The sequence below is a fragment of the Phaeovulum sp. genome (assembly GCF_041596715.1).
Classification (GTDB): Bacteria; Pseudomonadota; Alphaproteobacteria; order Rhodobacterales; family Rhodobacteraceae; genus UBA6213.
In genome coordinates, this window is record NZ_JBFHIA010000054.1 from 1 (window position 1) to 15206 (window position 15206).

Below are 15206 nucleotides of genomic sequence, written 5' to 3' on the forward strand. Positions count from 1 at the left end.
AAAGCGCGCGATTGCACCGGCGAGGCTTCGCAGAAAGGGCAGCGCCCGAACCGAGGGGTGGGCGCAAAGCGCCCGCCCCGTGGGGGCGGTTCGGGCGCTGCCCGGCGTGCCGCCGGGCGGAAGGGAGGTGCTGGGGGTCATAGTAGGAGTGCCTCAATCTCGAGATCGTCCCACGGCCAAGAGAGGGTGCATTTCATGGCGCTATCCCCAGCCCATCAATTTGCTAATTGCCGCAACCGCCAATGACGATGTTGCCCCTTTAAGCAACTCGTAAGCTTCCTTAGGTCCAGCCGACTTCAACTGCTCCCAGAACGCCAGCTTGCTCAGCGCCTCAACAGCATCGTGCCCAATCGACGTAAGTCGCCAACCCGAATGATGCGTTTCGACCACTAGCCCCTCATCGGCCATAAGTTTGAGATGATACTCGTCGGTAATTTCCTCAACTGACGCGTTCAGCACGCCTCCAATAATTATGACCCCGTTTTGATCATTTTCGAGCCGCACAAGAAGATCGCGGATTCTCTCTCGATCGCGTTTCACCTGCTCAGCCCCCCATGCACCGTCGGCACGTCGCCCGCGGCAAAGCCGTAGTGGCGCAGCCAGCGCAGGTCGGATTCAAAGAAGGCGCGCAGATCGGGGATGCCGTATTTCAGCATCGCCAGCCGGTCGATGCCGATGCCAAAGGCAAAGCCCTGCCACTGCTCGGGGTCAACCCCGGCCGAGGCCAATACCTTGGGGTGCACCATGCCAGAGCCCAGCACCTCAAGCCAGCCGTCGCCTTCGCCGATCCTGAGCTGGCCATTGACCCAGCTGCACTGGATATCGACCTCGGCAGAAGGCTCTGTGAACGGAAAGTGCGAGGCGCGGAAGCGGGTGCGCACCTTGGTCTCGAAAAACGCGCTGAAAAACTCTTCCAGCGTCCACTTGAGGTTCGCCATCGAAATGTCGCGGCCGATCGCCAGCCCCTCGATCTGGTGGAACATCGGCGCGTGGGTCTGGTCCATGTCCATCCGGTAAACGCGCCCCGGCGCAATCACCCGGATCGGCGCGCCCTGCGCCTGCATGGCGCGGATTTGCACGGGGCTGGTATGGGTGCGCAGCACATGCGGCGGGCGCGGGTCATCGGCCGCACGGGCCATGAAGAAAGTGTCGTGTTCCTGCCGCGCGGGGTGTTCAGGCGCAATGTTCAGCGCGTCGAAGTTGAAAAAATCGCTCTCGACCTGCGGCCCTTCGGCCACGGCAAAGCCCATGTCGGCGAAAATCGCGGTGACCTCGTCCATCACTTGGCTGACCGGATGGATGCTGCCCACCCGCCGCGGCCGCCCCGGCAGCGTCACATCCAGCCATTCTGCCGCCAGCCGCGCATCGAGTGCAGCATCAGCCATACCCGCCTTGCGCGCGCGCAGGGCCGCGTCGATCTCGTCTTTCAGCACGTTGAGCCGCGCGCCAGCCGCCTGCCGCGCCTCGGGGGCCATGCCGCCCAGTTCACGCATCATCAGGCTGATTTCGCCCTTTTTGCCCAGCGCCGCTAGCCGGATCTCTTCCAGCGCCGCCTCGTCTGCTGCGGCGGCGATGTTTGCCAGATACTTGCCCCTGAGCGCGTCGAGATCGACCATGATCCACTCCTGATTTTTCGGTTCCGTGCTAGCGGCAGGGCCGTGTGATTGCAAGGCGGTCAACCCGGTCTGCCACCGTCAGATGTCAAAACGTCTTGGCCATATTCAGGCCCGTCACGTGAAAACCCGCAGCGGCATAGACCGCTTGCGCCCGCGCATTGCCCGGTGCCACCCGCAGGCGTATCTGGCTGCCACCCGCTGCGGCAAGCTCGGCCTGCAAGGCGGCAAGCGCCTTGCGCGCCAGCCCCCTGCGCTGAAGCGCGGGCAGAATATGGAAGTCGAGGATGAAGGCCCCGCTCGCCTCGGGCCGCAACCAAAGATAGCCCGCAAGCGCGCCCTGATGGTCGATGCACAAAAGCCGCTGGCCCGGCGTCTCGGGCCCCTGCGGCAGATCGCGCTGTATTTCCGCCTCGGCACGGGCGCGGGCAGCGGCGGCATCTAGGCCAAATGTGGCCCCGATTTCGGCGGCGTAGTCGGGCAGGAAGTAGGCCAGATAGGCCGGGTATTCCTCCACCCGCATGTCACGCAAGACGACCATGGCAAAGCCCCAAAATGAAAAACCCGCGCAGAGGCTGCGCGGGTTCCAAAGTGTTCCCGTTTCGGGGAATTACGCGGCCAGCGCGGCTTTCGCCTGGGTGACGATGGCGCCAAAAGCATCGGGTTCGTGCACGGCCAGATCGGCCAGCACTTTGCGGTCAACCGCGATGCCTGCCTTTTCCAGCGCGAAGATGAAGCGCGAATAGGTCATTTCGGCATCGAACGCGCGCACACCGGCGTTGATCCGTTGAATCCACAGCGCGCGGAAGTTGCGCTTGCGAACCTTGCGGTCACGGGTGGCGTATTGGTTGGCCTTGTCGACCGCCTGCGTGGCGGTCTTGAAGTTCCGCGAGCGCGAGCTGTAGTAGCCCGAGGCGGCCTTGATGATTTTCTTGTGACGGGCGTGTGTTACGACGCCGGATTTAACGCGAGACATGGTGCATTCTCCTTAGCGGTCGTAGGGCATGTATTTCTTGACGATTTTCGCATCGCACGGGGCCAGCAACATGGTGCCGGTCGCGTTGCGAATGAAATCCGTCGAGCGTTTGATCATGCCGTGCCGCTTACCAGCCACACCAGCCTTGACGCGCCCTGAAGCGGTCATTTTGAACCGCTTTTTGGCAGCGGATTTGGTCTTCATCTTGGGCATTTCCATCTCCTCTTTCGAGTGGTGAACGCGCGACTCGGCATGCCACGTAGGCCGGACGCGCGGATTTAGAAAGGCGCCTATACGCGGGCGACGGGCGCTTGGCAAGGGGCGCTAGTTCAGAACCCGTGCAAAAACCTGCGCAAATACATTCGGTATCTGCGAGGCCGAATAGCCCCCGGGCTTGGTCACGATTGCGGCCAACACCATCACCCCGCCCAGCACCACACCAACCGCAGCAGCGCGCGGTGCACGGCTGTCGCTGAAGGCGGAAATGATCGACGGAATGGCAACGGCCGCAATAATCAGGCCGATCACCAGAAACAGGTCGCTATCAATCTGTGAAAACCAGTCCGCCATACAAAACCTTACCCCGGATCGGCGCTCAGAATCAATCGCTCGTCACAGGGCGCCACTCGCAGGATGTTGGTGGTGCCTTGCACGTTGAAGGGCACACCGGCCGTAACCACGATCAGGTCATGGGCCTCGGTAAACCCGAACTCGCGCGCGGCACTGGCGGCGTTTACCACCGCCATGGTAAAGCGCTCGACCTCTTCGCAGCGCACCGCGTGCACGCCCCAAGTCAGGCACAGCTTGTGCAGCGTCTGTTCCACCGGAGACAGCGCGATGATCGGCACCCGTGGGCGTTCGCGCGCAACAAGGCTGACCGTGCCGCCGGTTTGCGTGTAGCAGCAGATCGCCTTGATGTCGGTGGTTTCAGCAATCTCGCGCGCCGCGGCGACGATCGCATCGGCCACGGTGCGGCGGTCTGCGCGACGGCTAGCCTCGATCACCTCGCGGAAGGTCGGATCGCTTTCAACAGAAATCGCCACCGAGTTCATCGTCGCGACCGCCTCGACAGGGTATCGCCCCGCGGCGCTTTCGGCTGACAACATCACAGCGTCAGCACCTTCGTAGATGGCGGTCGCCACGTCGGAAACTTCGGCGCGGGTCGGCATCGGGCTTTCGATCATGCTTTCCAGCATCTGCGTCGCCACGATCACGGGCTTACCCGCTGCACGTGCCGCGCGCACCAGACGCTTTTGCACCGGCGGCACCGTGTGCACCGGGCATTCAACCCCCAGATCGCCACGTGCCACCATCACACCATCAGACACGGCAAGGATATCGGCAAAGGCATCGACTGCTGCGGGCTTTTCGATCTTGGCCAGAATTGCGGCGCGCCCGTGTGCCAACGCCCGCGCCTCGATTACATCTTCGGGCCGCTGCACGAATGACAGCGCCAGCCAATCGACCCCCATTTCGCAGGCAAACTCCAGATCGCTCCGGTCCTTTTGCGATAGCGCCGCCAGCGGCAGCACCACATCGGGCACGTTAACGCCCTTGCGATCAGAGATCGTGCCGCCGGTCGTGATGATGCAATCGGCAAAATCGGGGCCGCAGTCCAGCACCTTCAGGCGGATCTTGCCATCGTTCACCAACAGCCGCGCGCCGGGGGTAAGGGCTGCAAAAATCTCGGGGTGCGGCAGACAGACGCGATGCCCCTCGCCCGGTGTGGGATCGAGGTCAAATCGGAAGGGCTCGCCCTCTTCTAGGTCCGCGGCACCGCTGGCAAACTGCCCAACGCGCAGCTTCGGCCCCTGAAGATCGGCCAGAATTGCAATCGGGCGGCCAGTATCGGCCTCCACCTGACGGATCAGCGCGTGGCGGGCGCGCTGTTCGTCTTGGTCGCCGTGGCTCATGTTCAGCCGGAAGACATCGGCACCGGCCTCGAACAGAGCGCGGATGGTGGCATAATCGCTTGAAGATGGGCCAAGCGTTGCCACGATTTTCACATTGCGAAGGCGTCTCATCGGGCGTCGGTCTCCGGGGTTCACTCTTGGGGTAGGCGGTGGTAATGGCGCAAAATAGGCGGCGAGGCAACGGTTGGCTGTTTGCGCTATCGTACTGTCGTATGGACCAGAAAGGCAAACAGCAGATGACAGAGGCCGCATTTCAGATTCTGGGCAGCGAACGACCGGGTCGCTGGCTTGTCACTTGCGATCACGCCTCGAACCGGGTGCCCGCTTGGGTGGGCGGCGGTAACCTAGGCATAGCACCCGAAGACATGGCCCGCCATATCGCTTATGACGTAGGCGCTGCGGGGCTGACACGGCGGCTGGCAGAACGGCTGGACGCGCCCGCGATCCTGTCAGATTTCTCGCGGCTGGTGATTGACCCGAACCGTGGCGAAGATGACCCGACACTGCTGATGCGGCTTTACGATGGCACCATCATCCCCGCCAACCGCCACGCGGACGCCGCAGAGTTAGAACGGCGCATGGCCCGGCTCTACCGCCCCTATCACGCGGCCTATGCCGAATTGGCGGCACGGCGGGCGGATACGGTCATTTGTGCCGTGCACAGCTTTACCCCCTGCCTGCGCGGGCGCAGCCCACGGCCATGGCCGGTGGGAATCCTCTATTCGCACCGCGACACAAGGCTGGCGCTGCCCTTGATCGCCGCACTTGCCGCGGAAGGGTTGGATGTCGGTGACAACGAACCCTATAGCGGTCATCTTGATGGCGACGCGATCGACCGCCACGCGCTCGCGCCCGGCCGCGCCAACGTGCTGATCGAAGTGCGGAACGACCTGATTTCGCATGAGGACGGCCAGATCGCGTGGGCAGACCGCTTGGCCCCGGTTCTGCAACGGGTGTTGGCGGAAAGCGGACTTTGACGCGAACGCGAAACAATCCGCCAGATTTCTCGCGATTGTTTCCGGTAGCGACCGCCAATGTGGCTCTGCCAAAGCCCTGCCCGACATTTCCCATTGATGCAAAGTGCCCCGGCTGCGCGGGTTGTGGCCAACGGGGTTTCGGGGCCGAGGCCGGCGTCAGTTGCCCACCTTGGCCCGGCACCCCCGAAACCCTATGTTCCTTGCCCGCCCCCTAACTACGGGGGGGCGGTGTCTGCCGCGCCTTACACCGCCAATTTGCGGCTTTCGTCGAGGTAAATCTCGCGCAGGCGGGTGGCCACCTTGCCCGGCTTGCCGGTGCCGATTGCCACGCCGTCCATTTCTACCACCGGCGTCACAAAGGCCGAAGCCGAGGTGATGAAAGCCTCGTCCGCCGCCTTGGCCTCTGCCACGGTAAAGGCGCGCTCGACCACCTCCATCTGCGCTTCGCGGGCAAAGCGCAGCACCGCCGCGCGGGTAATGCCATGCAGGATGTCATTGCCAAGCTGGCGGGTGATGATCTGCCCACCCTTGACGATGTAGGTGTTGTTCGAGGTGCCTTCGGTCACAAACCCGTCTTCGACCAGCCATGCGTCATCGACCCCCGCGGCCTTGGCCATCATCTTGCCCATCGAGGGGTAAAGAAGTTGCACCGTCTTGATGTCGCGCCTGCCCCAGCGGATGTCGTCGATGCTGATGACGCGGATCCCGGTTTTGGCCTGCGGATTGTTGGCAAGGTCGGGTGTCGATTGGGTGAACATCACCAGCGTCGAAGGCACCAGCGCCGGATCGGGCCACAGAAATGCCCGGTCGCCCGGGTTGCCTCGGGTGATCTGCAAATAGACCATGCCATCGACAAGACCATTGCGCGCCACAAGCTCGCGGTGAATCGCCAGCAGATCAGCGTCGCTGACCGGGGCGGCCATCTGCAATTCGTTCAGGCTGCGCGCCAGCCGTGCAGCATGGCCTGCAAAGTCGATCAGCTTGCCGCCGAGCACCGAGGTCACCTCATAGACCCCGTCGGCCATCAGAAAACCGCGATCGAACACCGAAACCCGCGCTTCCGCCTCGGGCACATAGTCGCCATTCACATAGACAATCCGGCTCATTGCAGTTCCTATCCCCATAGTTCCGCGCTTGGCGGGTAAACCTGACCCGCCTCATAGTGCAACGGGTTTTCGCGGTCTTCGGCCAGAAGCAGCGGCCCGTCAAGGTCTGTGAAGGCTGCGCCCTGCGCCACCAACACGGCGGGCGCCATGGCAAGGCTGGTGCCAACCATGCACCCCACCATCACCCCCATGCCCGCCGCGCGCGCCGCTTCGCGCAGCGCCAGCGCCTCGGTCAGCCCCCCGGTCTTATCAAGCTTGATGTTGACGATGTCGTATTTGCCTTTCAGCGCCGCGAGGGTCGCGCGGTCGTGGCAGGATTCGTCGGCGCATACGGGCACGGGCCGCGCAATTTCGGCCAGCATCTCATCGGCCCCGGCGGGCATTGGCTGCTCTACCATCGCCACGCCAAGCCGCAGCAAATGCGGCGCAAGGTCTGCGTAAACCTCGGCGCTCCAGCCCTCGTTTGCGTCAACAATGATCGTGGGGTTTGGTGCCCCCGCGCGCACCGCCTCAAGCCGCGCCATATCATCGGGCGTGCCGAGCTTTATCTTCAATATCGGGCGATCCGCATGGCGCGCGGCCGCGGCGCGCATGTTTTCAGGCGTGTCGAGCGAAAGCGTGAAGGCCGTAGTCTGCGGTTGCGGCGCGGGCAGGCCCGCGATTTGCCAGACCCGCGCGCCGATGGATTTCGCCGCGTGGTCCCACAATGCGCAATCGACCGCGTTGCGGGCGGCACCGGGTGGAAGCAGCGATTGCAGCGCCTCTCGTGTGATGCCGTCGGGCAGGCCTTCAATCTGCGCAGTTACGCTTGCAAGGCTTTCGCCGTAGCGCGCATAGGGCACACATTCGCCCCAGCCCGTAACGCCGCCCATGGTCAGCCGCGCGGTCAGCACCTGCGCCTCGCTGCGCGAACCGCGTGAGATGGTAAAGACCTCGCGCAGACGGAATGCTTCGGATGTAACGGTCAGGCTCATGGCTTCCCCCAGACGTGGTTTGCGGGCATCAGGCGTAGGAGGCGAGGCAACGTCAACCCCCGCCGCAACGCGGAAACGACTGTGCTGCGAGTGCAAAACTACCTTGCACTTTACCGCGCAACAATCTATCACGCTGAGCACCCATTAAGAAACTTCGTTGCTAAAGGCGTCAGATGAGTTTCCGCATCCAGCCCCCCGCACCCGCGCGCCCCAACCGCTGCCAGCTTTTTGGCCCCGGTTCGCGCACGGCGCTGTTCGAAAAAATGGCGGCAAGTGCTGCGGATGTCATCAACCTCGATCTGGAAGATTCGGTGGCACCCGGCGACAAGGCCAGCGCGCGCGCCAACATCATCGCCGCAAGCCATGACGTGAACTGGGGCAACAAGCATCTTTCGGTGCGCATCAACGGGCTGGATACGCCTTGGTGGTATCGCGATGTGGTGGACCTGCTGGAACAGGGCTCCGAACGGATCGACCAGATCATGATTCCCAAGGTCGGCTGTGCCGCCGATGTTTACGCCGTCGATGCGCTGGTCACGGCGGTTGAGGCCGCCATGGGGCGCAAGAAACGCATCAGCCTAGAAGTCATCATCGAATCCGCGGCAGGCATTGCGCATGTCGAAGAAATCGCCGCCTCAAGCCCTCGGCTACAGGCGATGAGCCTTGGTGCCGCAGATTTCGCCGCCAGCATGGGCATGGCCACCACTGGCATCGGCGGCACGCAGGAACACTATTACATGCTGCACGAAGGCGCGAAATACTGGCCCGACCCGTGGCATTGGGCGCAAGCGGCCATCGTGGCAGCCTGCCGCACGCATGGAGTTCTGCCGGTGGACGGGCCGTTTGGCGATTTCTCGGATGACGAGGGGTTTCGCGCGCAGGCGCGGCGTTCAGCCACGCTGGGTATGGTCGGGAAATGGGCGATCCATCCCAAGCAGGTGGCGCTTGCGAACGAAGTCTTCACCCCATCAGCCGCCGCCGTGGCCGAAGCGCGCGAAATCCTCGCCGCGATGGAGGCGGCCAAGGCGCGGGGCGAAGGTGCTACTGTCTACAAGGGTCGTCTGGTCGATATCGCTTCGATAAAACAGGCCGAAGGAATCGTGCGTCAGGCCGACCTGACCGCGAGCTAAGTTCCCGGAGCGGCAGGGACTGGGGAGGCCCTGCTGCACGAGGGAAACCGCGCCCCGCCCCGCAAGGGTCGGGGCGTTGGCGTTTTGCGAACTTGCCGATGCGGCAACTGGCGCAGGTTGCAATTGCGGCTGCGGCGTTTCATATAGTCGTGGTTCGCAAGCGGGGTGCATGATGACCTATCTCGAGTTCGAAAAGCCGCTGGCCGAAATCGAAGGCAAGGCCGAAGAGCTTCGGGCCATGGCGCGTAAAAGCGAAGGCATGGATGTCGAGAAGGAAGCGGCCGCGCTTGACAAGAAAGCAGCCGACCTGCTGCGCGACCTTTACAAGAACCTTGATCCCTGGCGCAAATGCCTGGTCGCGCGCCACCCCGATCGGCCGCATTGCAAGGATTACATCGAGGCGTTGTTCACTGAATACACGCCCCTCGCAGGTGATCGCAATTTTGCCGATGACCATGCGGTGATGGGCGGGCTGGCGCGGTTCAACGACACGCCTGTGGTGGTGATCGGCCACGAAAAGGGCCACGACACCAAAACCCGGATCGAGCATAATTTCGGCATGGCGCGGCCCGAAGGTTACCGCAAGGCGATTCGCCTGATGGAACTGGCAGACCGGTTCGGGCTGCCCGTCATCACCCTGATCGACACCCCCGGTGCCTACCCCGGCAAGGGCGCGGAAGAACGCGGCCAGTCCGAGGCCATTGCCCGCAGCACCATGAAATGCCTAGAAATCAAGGTGCCGCTGATTTCGGTGGTGATCGGCGAAGGCGGCTCGGGCGGGGCGGTGGCCTTTGCCACCGGCGACCGCGTGGCGATGCTGGAACATTCGATCTATTCGGTCATTTCGCCCGAAGGCTGTGCCTCGATCCTCTGGAAGGACGCCGAAAAGATGCGCGAGGCCGCCGAGTCGCTACGCCTGACCGCGCAAGATCTGCTGAAACTAGGCGTGATCGACCGGATCGTGACAGAACCACTGGGCGGCGCGCAGCGCGACCCCGGTGCTGCGATTGCTGCGGTGGGCAGCGAAATCGCGCTGCTGCTGGACGATCTGCGCGGCAAGAGCGCCGATCTGGTCAGCGCACGGCGCCGCAAGTACCTTGCTATGGGTGCAAAGGGGCTTGCCGCGTGAACGCTTGGTTGGTGCTGACACTGGCGGGGCTCTGCGAAATCGGCTGGGCGCTGGGGCTGAAATATTCTGACAACTTTACCCGCATCTGGCCGTCTGTCTGGACACTGCTCATCGCCGCCGTTTCGTTCGTGCTGCTGGCCAACGCGATGAAATCGCTGCCGGTAGGCACCGCCTACGCGGTCTGGACGGGCATCGGCGCGCTTGGCACGGCGATTGCCGCAGTGTTTCTGTTCAACGAGCCGGTCACGGCGCTTCGGGTGCTGGGTATTCTGCTGATCGTTTCAGGTATCGCGGCACTGAAGCTGGCCTGACGCCAGTTCAGCTGCCCGGCACCACAAAACCCGCCTCGGCCATCAGCCGATTGGAATGGCCTTCGACCTCGGCCTCAAGGCGCTGCATGAACTCGCCAATTTCCAGCCCCGGCGGGATCGTCGGCAGAAACTCGATCACCGCCAACCCCGGTTTGCGCAGCATCGAGCGGCGCGGCCAGAATACGCCCACATTTACGGCCACCGGCACGCAGCTGTGCCCGAACTCTCGGTAGAGCACGCCGCTGCCGATCTTGTAGGGCCGCACCGCCCCCGCCGCGACCCGCGTGCCTTGCGAAAAGATGATAAGCGGCGCGCCTTGTTCACGACCGGCCCGAACGGCCTCGACCATCGCCTTGATCGCAAACCCGCGCTTGCCGCGTTCAACCGGAACGCAACCGATCAGCGCAGCATACCAACCGACAAACGGCACAAAGCGCAGTTCCTTTTTCATGATGAACTTGAAACTTGGCAGCGCGCTGACGATCATCAGAATATCGAGAAATGACTGATGCTTGGCAGCAATCAACACCTCGCCCGTCGGCGGGGTGCCGCGCACTTCACACCGCAATCCAACCATCAGGCGCGCAGTGACGATTACCCAGCGGCAATAAAAGTGGATGACCCTGAAGGTCGCGCGCCGCCCTCCAAGAAGGGCGTAGGGCAGGCCCAGCGTCGCCACCAGCGCCAAGGCCAGATACATCTGGCAGACAAAAAAGACTGAACGGACGTACTGCCAAGCCTGCCTCATCGTATCCCTCCCAACATCCTGAACGCCGCAGCGCGGGTCGCAGCCCATGCCACCAGCGCGGCCAGCGGCGGTATCAAAAGCGGCACCAGCCACTCTGCGCCGACAAAGCCAAGCTCGGCCGGCAAACCGCCCAGATCACCGGTGGCAGGTAGCGCGGCAAGCGCCGCCATCCCCACCGCAGTGCCCGCCGCAGCACCCGAAAGCGCGCGCAGGCTGAAGCGGCGCACAAAGGCGCGGGCGATGAAGGTATCGCGCGCGCCGACCAGTCGCAGCACCCGGATCACCTGCCCGTTCGCCGCCAGCGCCGCCTGCGCCGCCAGCACAATCATCGCCGCCGTGCTCAACGCGATCAACCCCAGCGACGCAAGCCCCAGCACACGCAGCCGCACCGCAGCCTCCACCAGCGGGCGACGCCAGCGCGCGTGATCGTCAAACACCGCACCCGGCGCTTCGGCGGCAAGCCGCAGCCGCAGCCCTTCGGCATCTGGTCCGTCCTCTGTCTCGACCAATTCGACCAGCTGTGGCAACGGCAGGCTGGCAATCGGCAGATCGGGGCCAAACCACGGCCCGAGCAGCGCCTGCACCTCTTCGGTATCAAGCGCGCGGGCCGAGGCTATGCCGGGTGTGGCCTCTAGCACACGCAGCACTGCATCGGTTTGCGTCGCCATCTGCGAGGCGGGTGCGGAAATACGCACCGTCGCCGTGCGCGCCAATGCATCGCTCCACCGCTCGGAAAGCCTGCCGGTCGCCATTGAAAGCGCCAGCGCGAACACCGCAAGCAGCGCCATCGCCCCGGCCGAAAACACCGTCAGCCGTGCGGTAAAACCCGAAGGCGGCACCACCCGCCCAACCGGCGGCACGGCCTGCCGTTGTGGCTTGCCCGGCGCATTCATAGCTCTGCCCCCGCCAATTGCAGCCGCCTGTTCTGGAACCGCAGCACCCGCGCCGCCACCTGTGATTTGGCAGCGCGGATCAGGTTCAGATCGTGCGTGGCGATCAGCACAGCTTTGCCCATTCGGTTCAATTCGACCAGCAGCGACAACAACCGCAACGACATCTCCCAATCGACGTTGCCCGTGGGCTCATCGGCCAGAATGACATCCGGCGACATGATTATGGCGCGCGCCAGTGCCGCCCGCTGCCGCTCACCACCCGAAAGCTGCGGGGGCAATGCCTTGGCAAGCGGCGCAAGCCCTACCCAAGCAAGCAATTCGGCTAGTTCGTCAGCATCGGCAGGCCGCTCGGCCACGGTCAGCGGCAAAGCCACATTTTCGGCCAGCGGCAGATGGTCAAGGAAGCGGCAGTCCTGATGCACCACGCCCACCCGCCTGCGCATCCGCGCTGTATCGTCGCGGCGCATTTCGCGCACTTCCTGCCCGAATAGCTGCACCTGCCCTGCCGAGGGCAGCAATTCGCCGTAACACAGCTTGAGCAACGTCGTCTTGCCCGACCCTGATGGGCCTGTCAGAAAGTGAAATGACCCCGGCGCAAGCCTTAGCGAAACGTCGGCGAACAATTCGCCGCCGCCGTAGTTCATTGCCACCGACTGCAACTCGATCACCGGTTCGCCTCGTTCTTTCCGCTACACCTTTGTGCCGCCTTGCCTGCAGGCTACTACAAAGACTTGGATATCAGTTCGTCGCTTGCTACAACATGTGCAGAGCAATTGCCAGAATGGCGGCAGCCTGTGGTGGGTGTAGGTGCGATGCGGCTGATTTGTCCAAACTGCGGCGCGCAATATGAGGTGGATGACAGTGTTATCCCCGATGCTGGGCGCGATGTTCAATGCTCGGCTTGCGGCCAGACATGGTTCCAACCGGGGGTTCGCGCACAGGAAGAGGCGCAGCAAGCGAAAGACGCCGAGGATATTCCCGGCGCTGCCGAATGGGATGCATTTTCTGCCCCAGAAAGCGCTGAACCTGAGACCACCGCCGAAGCGCCCGCCGAAACCGTCGAAACTGCCGAGGCAAGCGTAGTTGAGCCAGACATCGCGATGGCCAGCGACGGCGCAGATAAAAGCGAAAGCGAGGACACCCCCGATAGCGAGGACGGCACCAAGAGCCAAGACGCGGAACACGACGAAGACGCCGACGAGGAAGAGGAAGAGCCGGCCCCCGCAGCCGATGGCAGCCGCCGTATGCTTGACGATAGCCTGCTTGCGATTTTGCGCGAAGAAGCCGAGCGCGAAACCCGCGCCCGCCGCATTGAAGGCAGCAGTCTGGAAACGCAGACCGATCTGGGGCTGACGCCGCTACCCGCCGCTTTGGCCGCGCGCGCCGCAGCAAAGGCCGCACCCGTTGATGCCGAAACAGAGGCGGAGGCAGACGACACCACACGTGACGCGCGTCTGCGCCCCGATCCAACCGACGCGCATACACGCGAAGGGGCACGCCGTGACCGCCTGCCAGACATCGAGGTTATCAACTCCACCCTGCGCGCCACATCCGAACGCGGCAGTGCCGACGCAGCACATGACGCCCCCGAAACCCGCGCCCGTCGCCGCGCCGGATTCAGGATCGGCTTCTTCTCTGTCATCACGGTCGCCGCATTGGCTGCGGGCGTCTACAGTTTTGCGCCCCGCATTTCCTTGGCCTTGCCTGTGCTTGAACCGACCCTTGCGCGCTATGTCGCGGCGGTCGATACCGGGCGCATCTGGCTTGATGCGCAAATGCGCAGCGTGATCGAACGGCTGCAATCAGAAAGCTGATTTCGCGCCCGTCTGACTAGAACAGATCAAGCAGGCGGCGCAGGTAGTCCAATTCTGCCTCGGGGCGCAGCCGCTCGCCGCTGCGCCGACGCAGTTCTTCCAGCAGATCGCGCGCCCGGCGATAAACGTCTTCGCCACGCAGCAGCGTTTCATCAGTGCCAACCTGCCCGCCGTCGCCTGCCTGCCTGCCCAACGGGTCGCGCTGTTGCATCTGCCCCAGATCGCGCGGCGCGGCACCCGGCTCTGCGCCATCTATGCGCCCATCCTCGGCCAGCATCTCGCCCAGCGTGCGCATACCCTCGCGCAGCGCCTCGATTGCCTCGGCTTGGCTGTCAAGCGCTTGGCCCAAATCTCCATCGCGCAGCGCACGTTCGGCCTCGTCCATGGCCCGGCCCGCTTGGTCGAGTAGGCGCTGCGTCGACTCTCCGCCGTCGGTGCCCTGCCCCGGCAGCATCTGTTGCTGCAAGTCCAGCTGCTGGCGCAGCGCGCGCTGCCGATCGGGCAAACCGTCACCCCCCGCACCAGTCCCAGTGCCAGCCCCCTCGCCCGACTGACCGCTTTGCGAATCTTGCTGCTCGGCACCGCCCTCACCCTCGCCCTCGCCGGGTTGCTGCATCTGGCCGAAAAGGTCGTCCGATAGCTCCTGCTGCTCGCGCAGGGTTTCACCCAATTCCTGCATGGATTGCTGGCCGGGGCTTTGCCCTTCACCTGCGCCGCCCTGCGTTACTTGAAGGTTTTCAAGCAATTGCGACAACTGGTCTAGCAACTCCTGCGCCTCAGCCATGCGCCCATCTTCCATCAACCGCTGGATTTCATCCATAAGTTGCTGAATCTGATCGCCCGTGATCGACTGGCCTTCGCCCTGTTGCGCAAACTCGTCACTCGCTTCGCCACCACGCTCGGCCAACATGCGAATGTAATTGTCGCTCGCCTCTTTCAGCTCTTGCATCAGCCGGGCGATTTCATCGGCCGATGCACCGTTGCGGATAGCTTCGGACAGCCGCTCTTCGGCACGGCGCAACTCTGCCAGCGCGTCGGCCAGACCGCCATCTTCGACATTTTCGGCAATCAGCCAAAGCGCCTCGGCCAACTCGTCTCGCAACTCGGACGACAGCGGGCCTGCGGCCAACGCGCCATCAAGTTGGCCGATCAGCGCGCGCAGCGGAAGGTAGGTGCGCGCGTTCAGTTCTGCATCGTCAGGCAGGTAGCTGATTGCCTTCAGTACCTCCGAGATGCGCGGTGCGTTTTCGCGCGACCAAAGCAGATCGCGCCGCATTTCGATCAGTGCGGCGGCAAGCGGGTCAAAAAACCGACGGCCCGGCAATTCCATCGCCAATGGCACAGCCACGCCCTGCTGCCCGCGCCCATCCTCGACGCTCAACTCAAGGCGAACCGGCAGGTTGGCAAAGGGATGGCGCGCGGCGTCTTCCACAAGAATCTCGGCGAAATCGGCACGGCTGCCTGTGATCGGTAGTGGCAGATCAAATACCAGCGGCTCGCGCGGTTCGGGCTCTGCGGCAAGGCCAAAGCGGCGATCCACCGCAGCCAGATCGAGTGTGATGGTGGCCTCGCCGCGCAGAACGGCAAAATCGTCGCGCGCCGTGAAGGGCTGGGCCAGCTTG

18 protein-coding genes are annotated in these 15206 nt (G+C 63.6%); 5 read left to right on the plus strand and 13 right to left on the minus strand.

What is annotated here, in order from left to right:
- Positions 1–201: 201 nt before the first annotated feature.
- The 7 genes from ABY403_RS05555 to pyk form a co-directional block, all read right to left on the minus strand.
- On the minus strand, positions 202–540 hold the full coding sequence (locus ABY403_RS05555) for a hypothetical protein (protein WP_372839710.1): 339 nt from the start codon (positions 538–540) through the stop codon (positions 202–204).
- The gene (gene pheS / locus ABY403_RS05560; protein WP_372839713.1) at positions 537–1616 is read right to left on the minus strand and encodes a phenylalanine--tRNA ligase subunit alpha; all 1080 of its coding nucleotides are present in this window, start codon (positions 1614–1616) and stop codon (positions 537–539) included. The genes ABY403_RS05555 and pheS overlap by 4 nt, the downstream gene beginning before the upstream one ends.
- An 85-nt stretch (positions 1617–1701) precedes the next feature.
- Entirely contained in the window at positions 1702–2154 is a 453-nt protein-coding gene (locus ABY403_RS05565) for a GNAT family N-acetyltransferase (RefSeq protein ID WP_372839714.1), read from the minus strand.
- Between the two features lie 69 nt (positions 2155–2223).
- Complete coding sequence (rplT, locus tag ABY403_RS05570) at positions 2224–2589, minus strand: 50S ribosomal protein L20 (RefSeq protein ID WP_372839715.1); 366 nt, start codon at positions 2587–2589, stop codon at positions 2224–2226.
- Positions 2590–2601: 12 nt separating this feature from the next.
- A complete protein-coding gene (gene rpmI / locus ABY403_RS05575) occupies positions 2602–2802 on the minus strand; it encodes a 50S ribosomal protein L35 (RefSeq protein ID WP_372839717.1) in 201 nt (66 codons plus the stop codon).
- 111 nt (positions 2803–2913) lie between these two features.
- Entirely contained in the window at positions 2914–3159 is a 246-nt protein-coding gene (locus tag ABY403_RS05580) for a hypothetical protein (RefSeq protein ID WP_372839719.1), read from the minus strand.
- 8 nt (positions 3160–3167) lie between these two features.
- Positions 3168–4613 (minus strand): pyruvate kinase, encoded by a 1446-nt coding sequence (gene pyk, locus ABY403_RS05585; protein ID WP_372839720.1) that lies wholly within the window; start codon positions 4611–4613, stop codon positions 3168–3170.
- Positions 4614–4738: 125 nt separating this feature from the next.
- Here pyk and ABY403_RS05590 point away from each other — a divergent pair, with 125 nt between their 5' ends.
- Positions 4739–5479: an N-formylglutamate amidohydrolase gene (locus ABY403_RS05590; protein WP_372839722.1), complete on the plus strand. Its 741-nt coding sequence runs from the start codon at positions 4739–4741 to the stop codon at positions 5477–5479.
- A 242-nt stretch (positions 5480–5721) separates the two neighbouring features.
- Here the strand turns inward: ABY403_RS05590 and ABY403_RS05595 are convergent, their stop codons facing one another.
- Both ABY403_RS05595 and dgcA read right to left on the minus strand, forming a co-directional pair.
- Positions 5722–6585 carry a D-amino-acid transaminase gene (locus ABY403_RS05595; protein WP_372839724.1) on the minus strand — a complete coding sequence of 288 codons (864 nt, stop codon included), beginning with the start codon at positions 6583–6585 and terminating at the stop codon, positions 5722–5724.
- An 8-nt stretch (positions 6586–6593) separates the two neighbouring features.
- Positions 6594–7559 carry an N-acetyl-D-Glu racemase DgcA gene (gene dgcA / locus ABY403_RS05600; protein ID WP_372839726.1) on the minus strand — a complete coding sequence of 322 codons (966 nt, stop codon included), beginning with the start codon at positions 7557–7559 and terminating at the stop codon, positions 6594–6596.
- A gap of 173 nt (positions 7560–7732) precedes the next feature.
- On the opposite strand from dgcA, the gene ABY403_RS05605 reads away from it, so the two are divergent.
- The 3 genes from ABY403_RS05605 (at position 7733) to ABY403_RS05615 (ending at position 10129) form a co-directional block, all read left to right on the plus strand.
- A complete protein-coding gene (locus ABY403_RS05605) occupies positions 7733–8689 on the plus strand; it encodes an L-malyl-CoA/beta-methylmalyl-CoA lyase (protein WP_372839728.1) in 957 nt (318 codons plus the stop codon).
- 169 nt (positions 8690–8858) lie between these two features.
- On the plus strand, positions 8859–9818 hold the full coding sequence (locus ABY403_RS05610; RefSeq protein ID WP_372839729.1) for an acetyl-CoA carboxylase carboxyltransferase subunit alpha: 960 nt from the start codon (positions 8859–8861) through the stop codon (positions 9816–9818).
- Positions 9815–10129, plus strand: a complete 315-nt coding sequence (locus tag ABY403_RS05615) for a multidrug efflux SMR transporter (RefSeq protein WP_372839731.1) — start codon at positions 9815–9817, stop codon at positions 10127–10129. The genes ABY403_RS05610 and ABY403_RS05615 overlap by 4 nt, the downstream gene beginning before the upstream one ends.
- A gap of 7 nt (positions 10130–10136) precedes the next feature.
- On the opposite strand, the gene ABY403_RS05620 is transcribed toward ABY403_RS05615, so the two are convergent.
- Genes ABY403_RS05620 through ABY403_RS05630 form a run of 3 tightly spaced genes read right to left on the minus strand, consistent with a single transcriptional unit; the run spans position 10137 to position 12414 of the window.
- Positions 10137–10877 carry a lysophospholipid acyltransferase family protein gene (locus ABY403_RS05620; RefSeq protein WP_372839732.1) on the minus strand — a complete coding sequence of 247 codons (741 nt, stop codon included), beginning with the start codon at positions 10875–10877 and terminating at the stop codon, positions 10137–10139.
- Positions 10874–11770: a cell division protein FtsX gene (locus ABY403_RS05625; protein ID WP_372839734.1), complete on the minus strand. Its 897-nt coding sequence runs from the start codon at positions 11768–11770 to the stop codon at positions 10874–10876. The genes ABY403_RS05620 and ABY403_RS05625 overlap by 4 nt, the downstream gene beginning before the upstream one ends.
- Entirely contained in the window at positions 11767–12414 is a 648-nt protein-coding gene (locus tag ABY403_RS05630) for a cell division ATP-binding protein FtsE (RefSeq protein ID WP_372839739.1), read from the minus strand. The genes ABY403_RS05625 and ABY403_RS05630 overlap by 4 nt, the downstream gene beginning before the upstream one ends.
- A gap of 168 nt (positions 12415–12582) precedes the next feature.
- Here ABY403_RS05630 and ABY403_RS05635 point away from each other — a divergent pair, with 168 nt between their 5' ends.
- Positions 12583–13584, plus strand: a complete 1002-nt coding sequence (locus ABY403_RS05635) for a zinc-ribbon domain-containing protein (protein WP_372839736.1) — start codon at positions 12583–12585, stop codon at positions 13582–13584.
- A 16-nt stretch (positions 13585–13600) separates the two neighbouring features.
- Here the strand turns inward: ABY403_RS05635 and ABY403_RS05640 are convergent.
- The coding region (locus ABY403_RS05640; protein WP_372839737.1) for a DUF4175 domain-containing protein at positions 13601–15206 on the minus strand (1606 nt) is incomplete at its 5' end.

Coding starts and splice junctions, on each gene's coding strand:
- rplT (WP_372839715.1), bottom strand. CDS start 2,589: ATGTCTCGCGTTAAATCCGGCGTCGTAACACACGCCCGTCACAAGAAA.
- ABY403_RS05635 (WP_372839736.1), top strand. CDS start 12,583: ATGCGGCTGATTTGTCCAAACTGCGGCGCGCAATATGAGGTGGATGAC.
- ABY403_RS05625 (WP_372839734.1), bottom strand. CDS start 11,770: ATGAATGCGCCGGGCAAGCCACAACGGCAGGCCGTGCCGCCGGTTGGG.
- dgcA (WP_372839726.1), bottom strand. CDS start 7,559: ATGAGCCTGACCGTTACATCCGAAGCATTCCGTCTGCGCGAGGTCTTT.
- ABY403_RS05565 (WP_372839714.1), bottom strand. CDS start 2,154: ATGGTCGTCTTGCGTGACATGCGGGTGGAGGAATACCCGGCCTATCTG.
- rpmI (WP_372839717.1), bottom strand. CDS start 2,802: ATGCCCAAGATGAAGACCAAATCCGCTGCCAAAAAGCGGTTCAAAATG.
- ABY403_RS05595 (WP_372839724.1), bottom strand. CDS start 6,585: ATGAGCCGGATTGTCTATGTGAATGGCGACTATGTGCCCGAGGCGGAA.
- ABY403_RS05605 (WP_372839728.1), top strand. CDS start 7,733: ATGAGTTTCCGCATCCAGCCCCCCGCACCCGCGCGCCCCAACCGCTGC.
- ABY403_RS05630 (WP_372839739.1), bottom strand. CDS start 12,414: ATGAACTACGGCGGCGGCGAATTGTTCGCCGACGTTTCGCTAAGGCTT.
- ABY403_RS05590 (WP_372839722.1), top strand. CDS start 4,739: ATGACAGAGGCCGCATTTCAGATTCTGGGCAGCGAACGACCGGGTCGC.
- pheS (WP_372839713.1), bottom strand. CDS start 1,616: ATGGTCGATCTCGACGCGCTCAGGGGCAAGTATCTGGCAAACATCGCC.
- ABY403_RS05610 (WP_372839729.1), top strand. CDS start 8,859: ATGATGACCTATCTCGAGTTCGAAAAGCCGCTGGCCGAAATCGAAGGC.
- ABY403_RS05620 (WP_372839732.1), bottom strand. CDS start 10,877: ATGAGGCAGGCTTGGCAGTACGTCCGTTCAGTCTTTTTTGTCTGCCAG.
- ABY403_RS05580 (WP_372839719.1), bottom strand. CDS start 3,159: ATGGCGGACTGGTTTTCACAGATTGATAGCGACCTGTTTCTGGTGATC.
- pyk (WP_372839720.1), bottom strand. CDS start 4,613: ATGAGACGCCTTCGCAATGTGAAAATCGTGGCAACGCTTGGCCCATCT.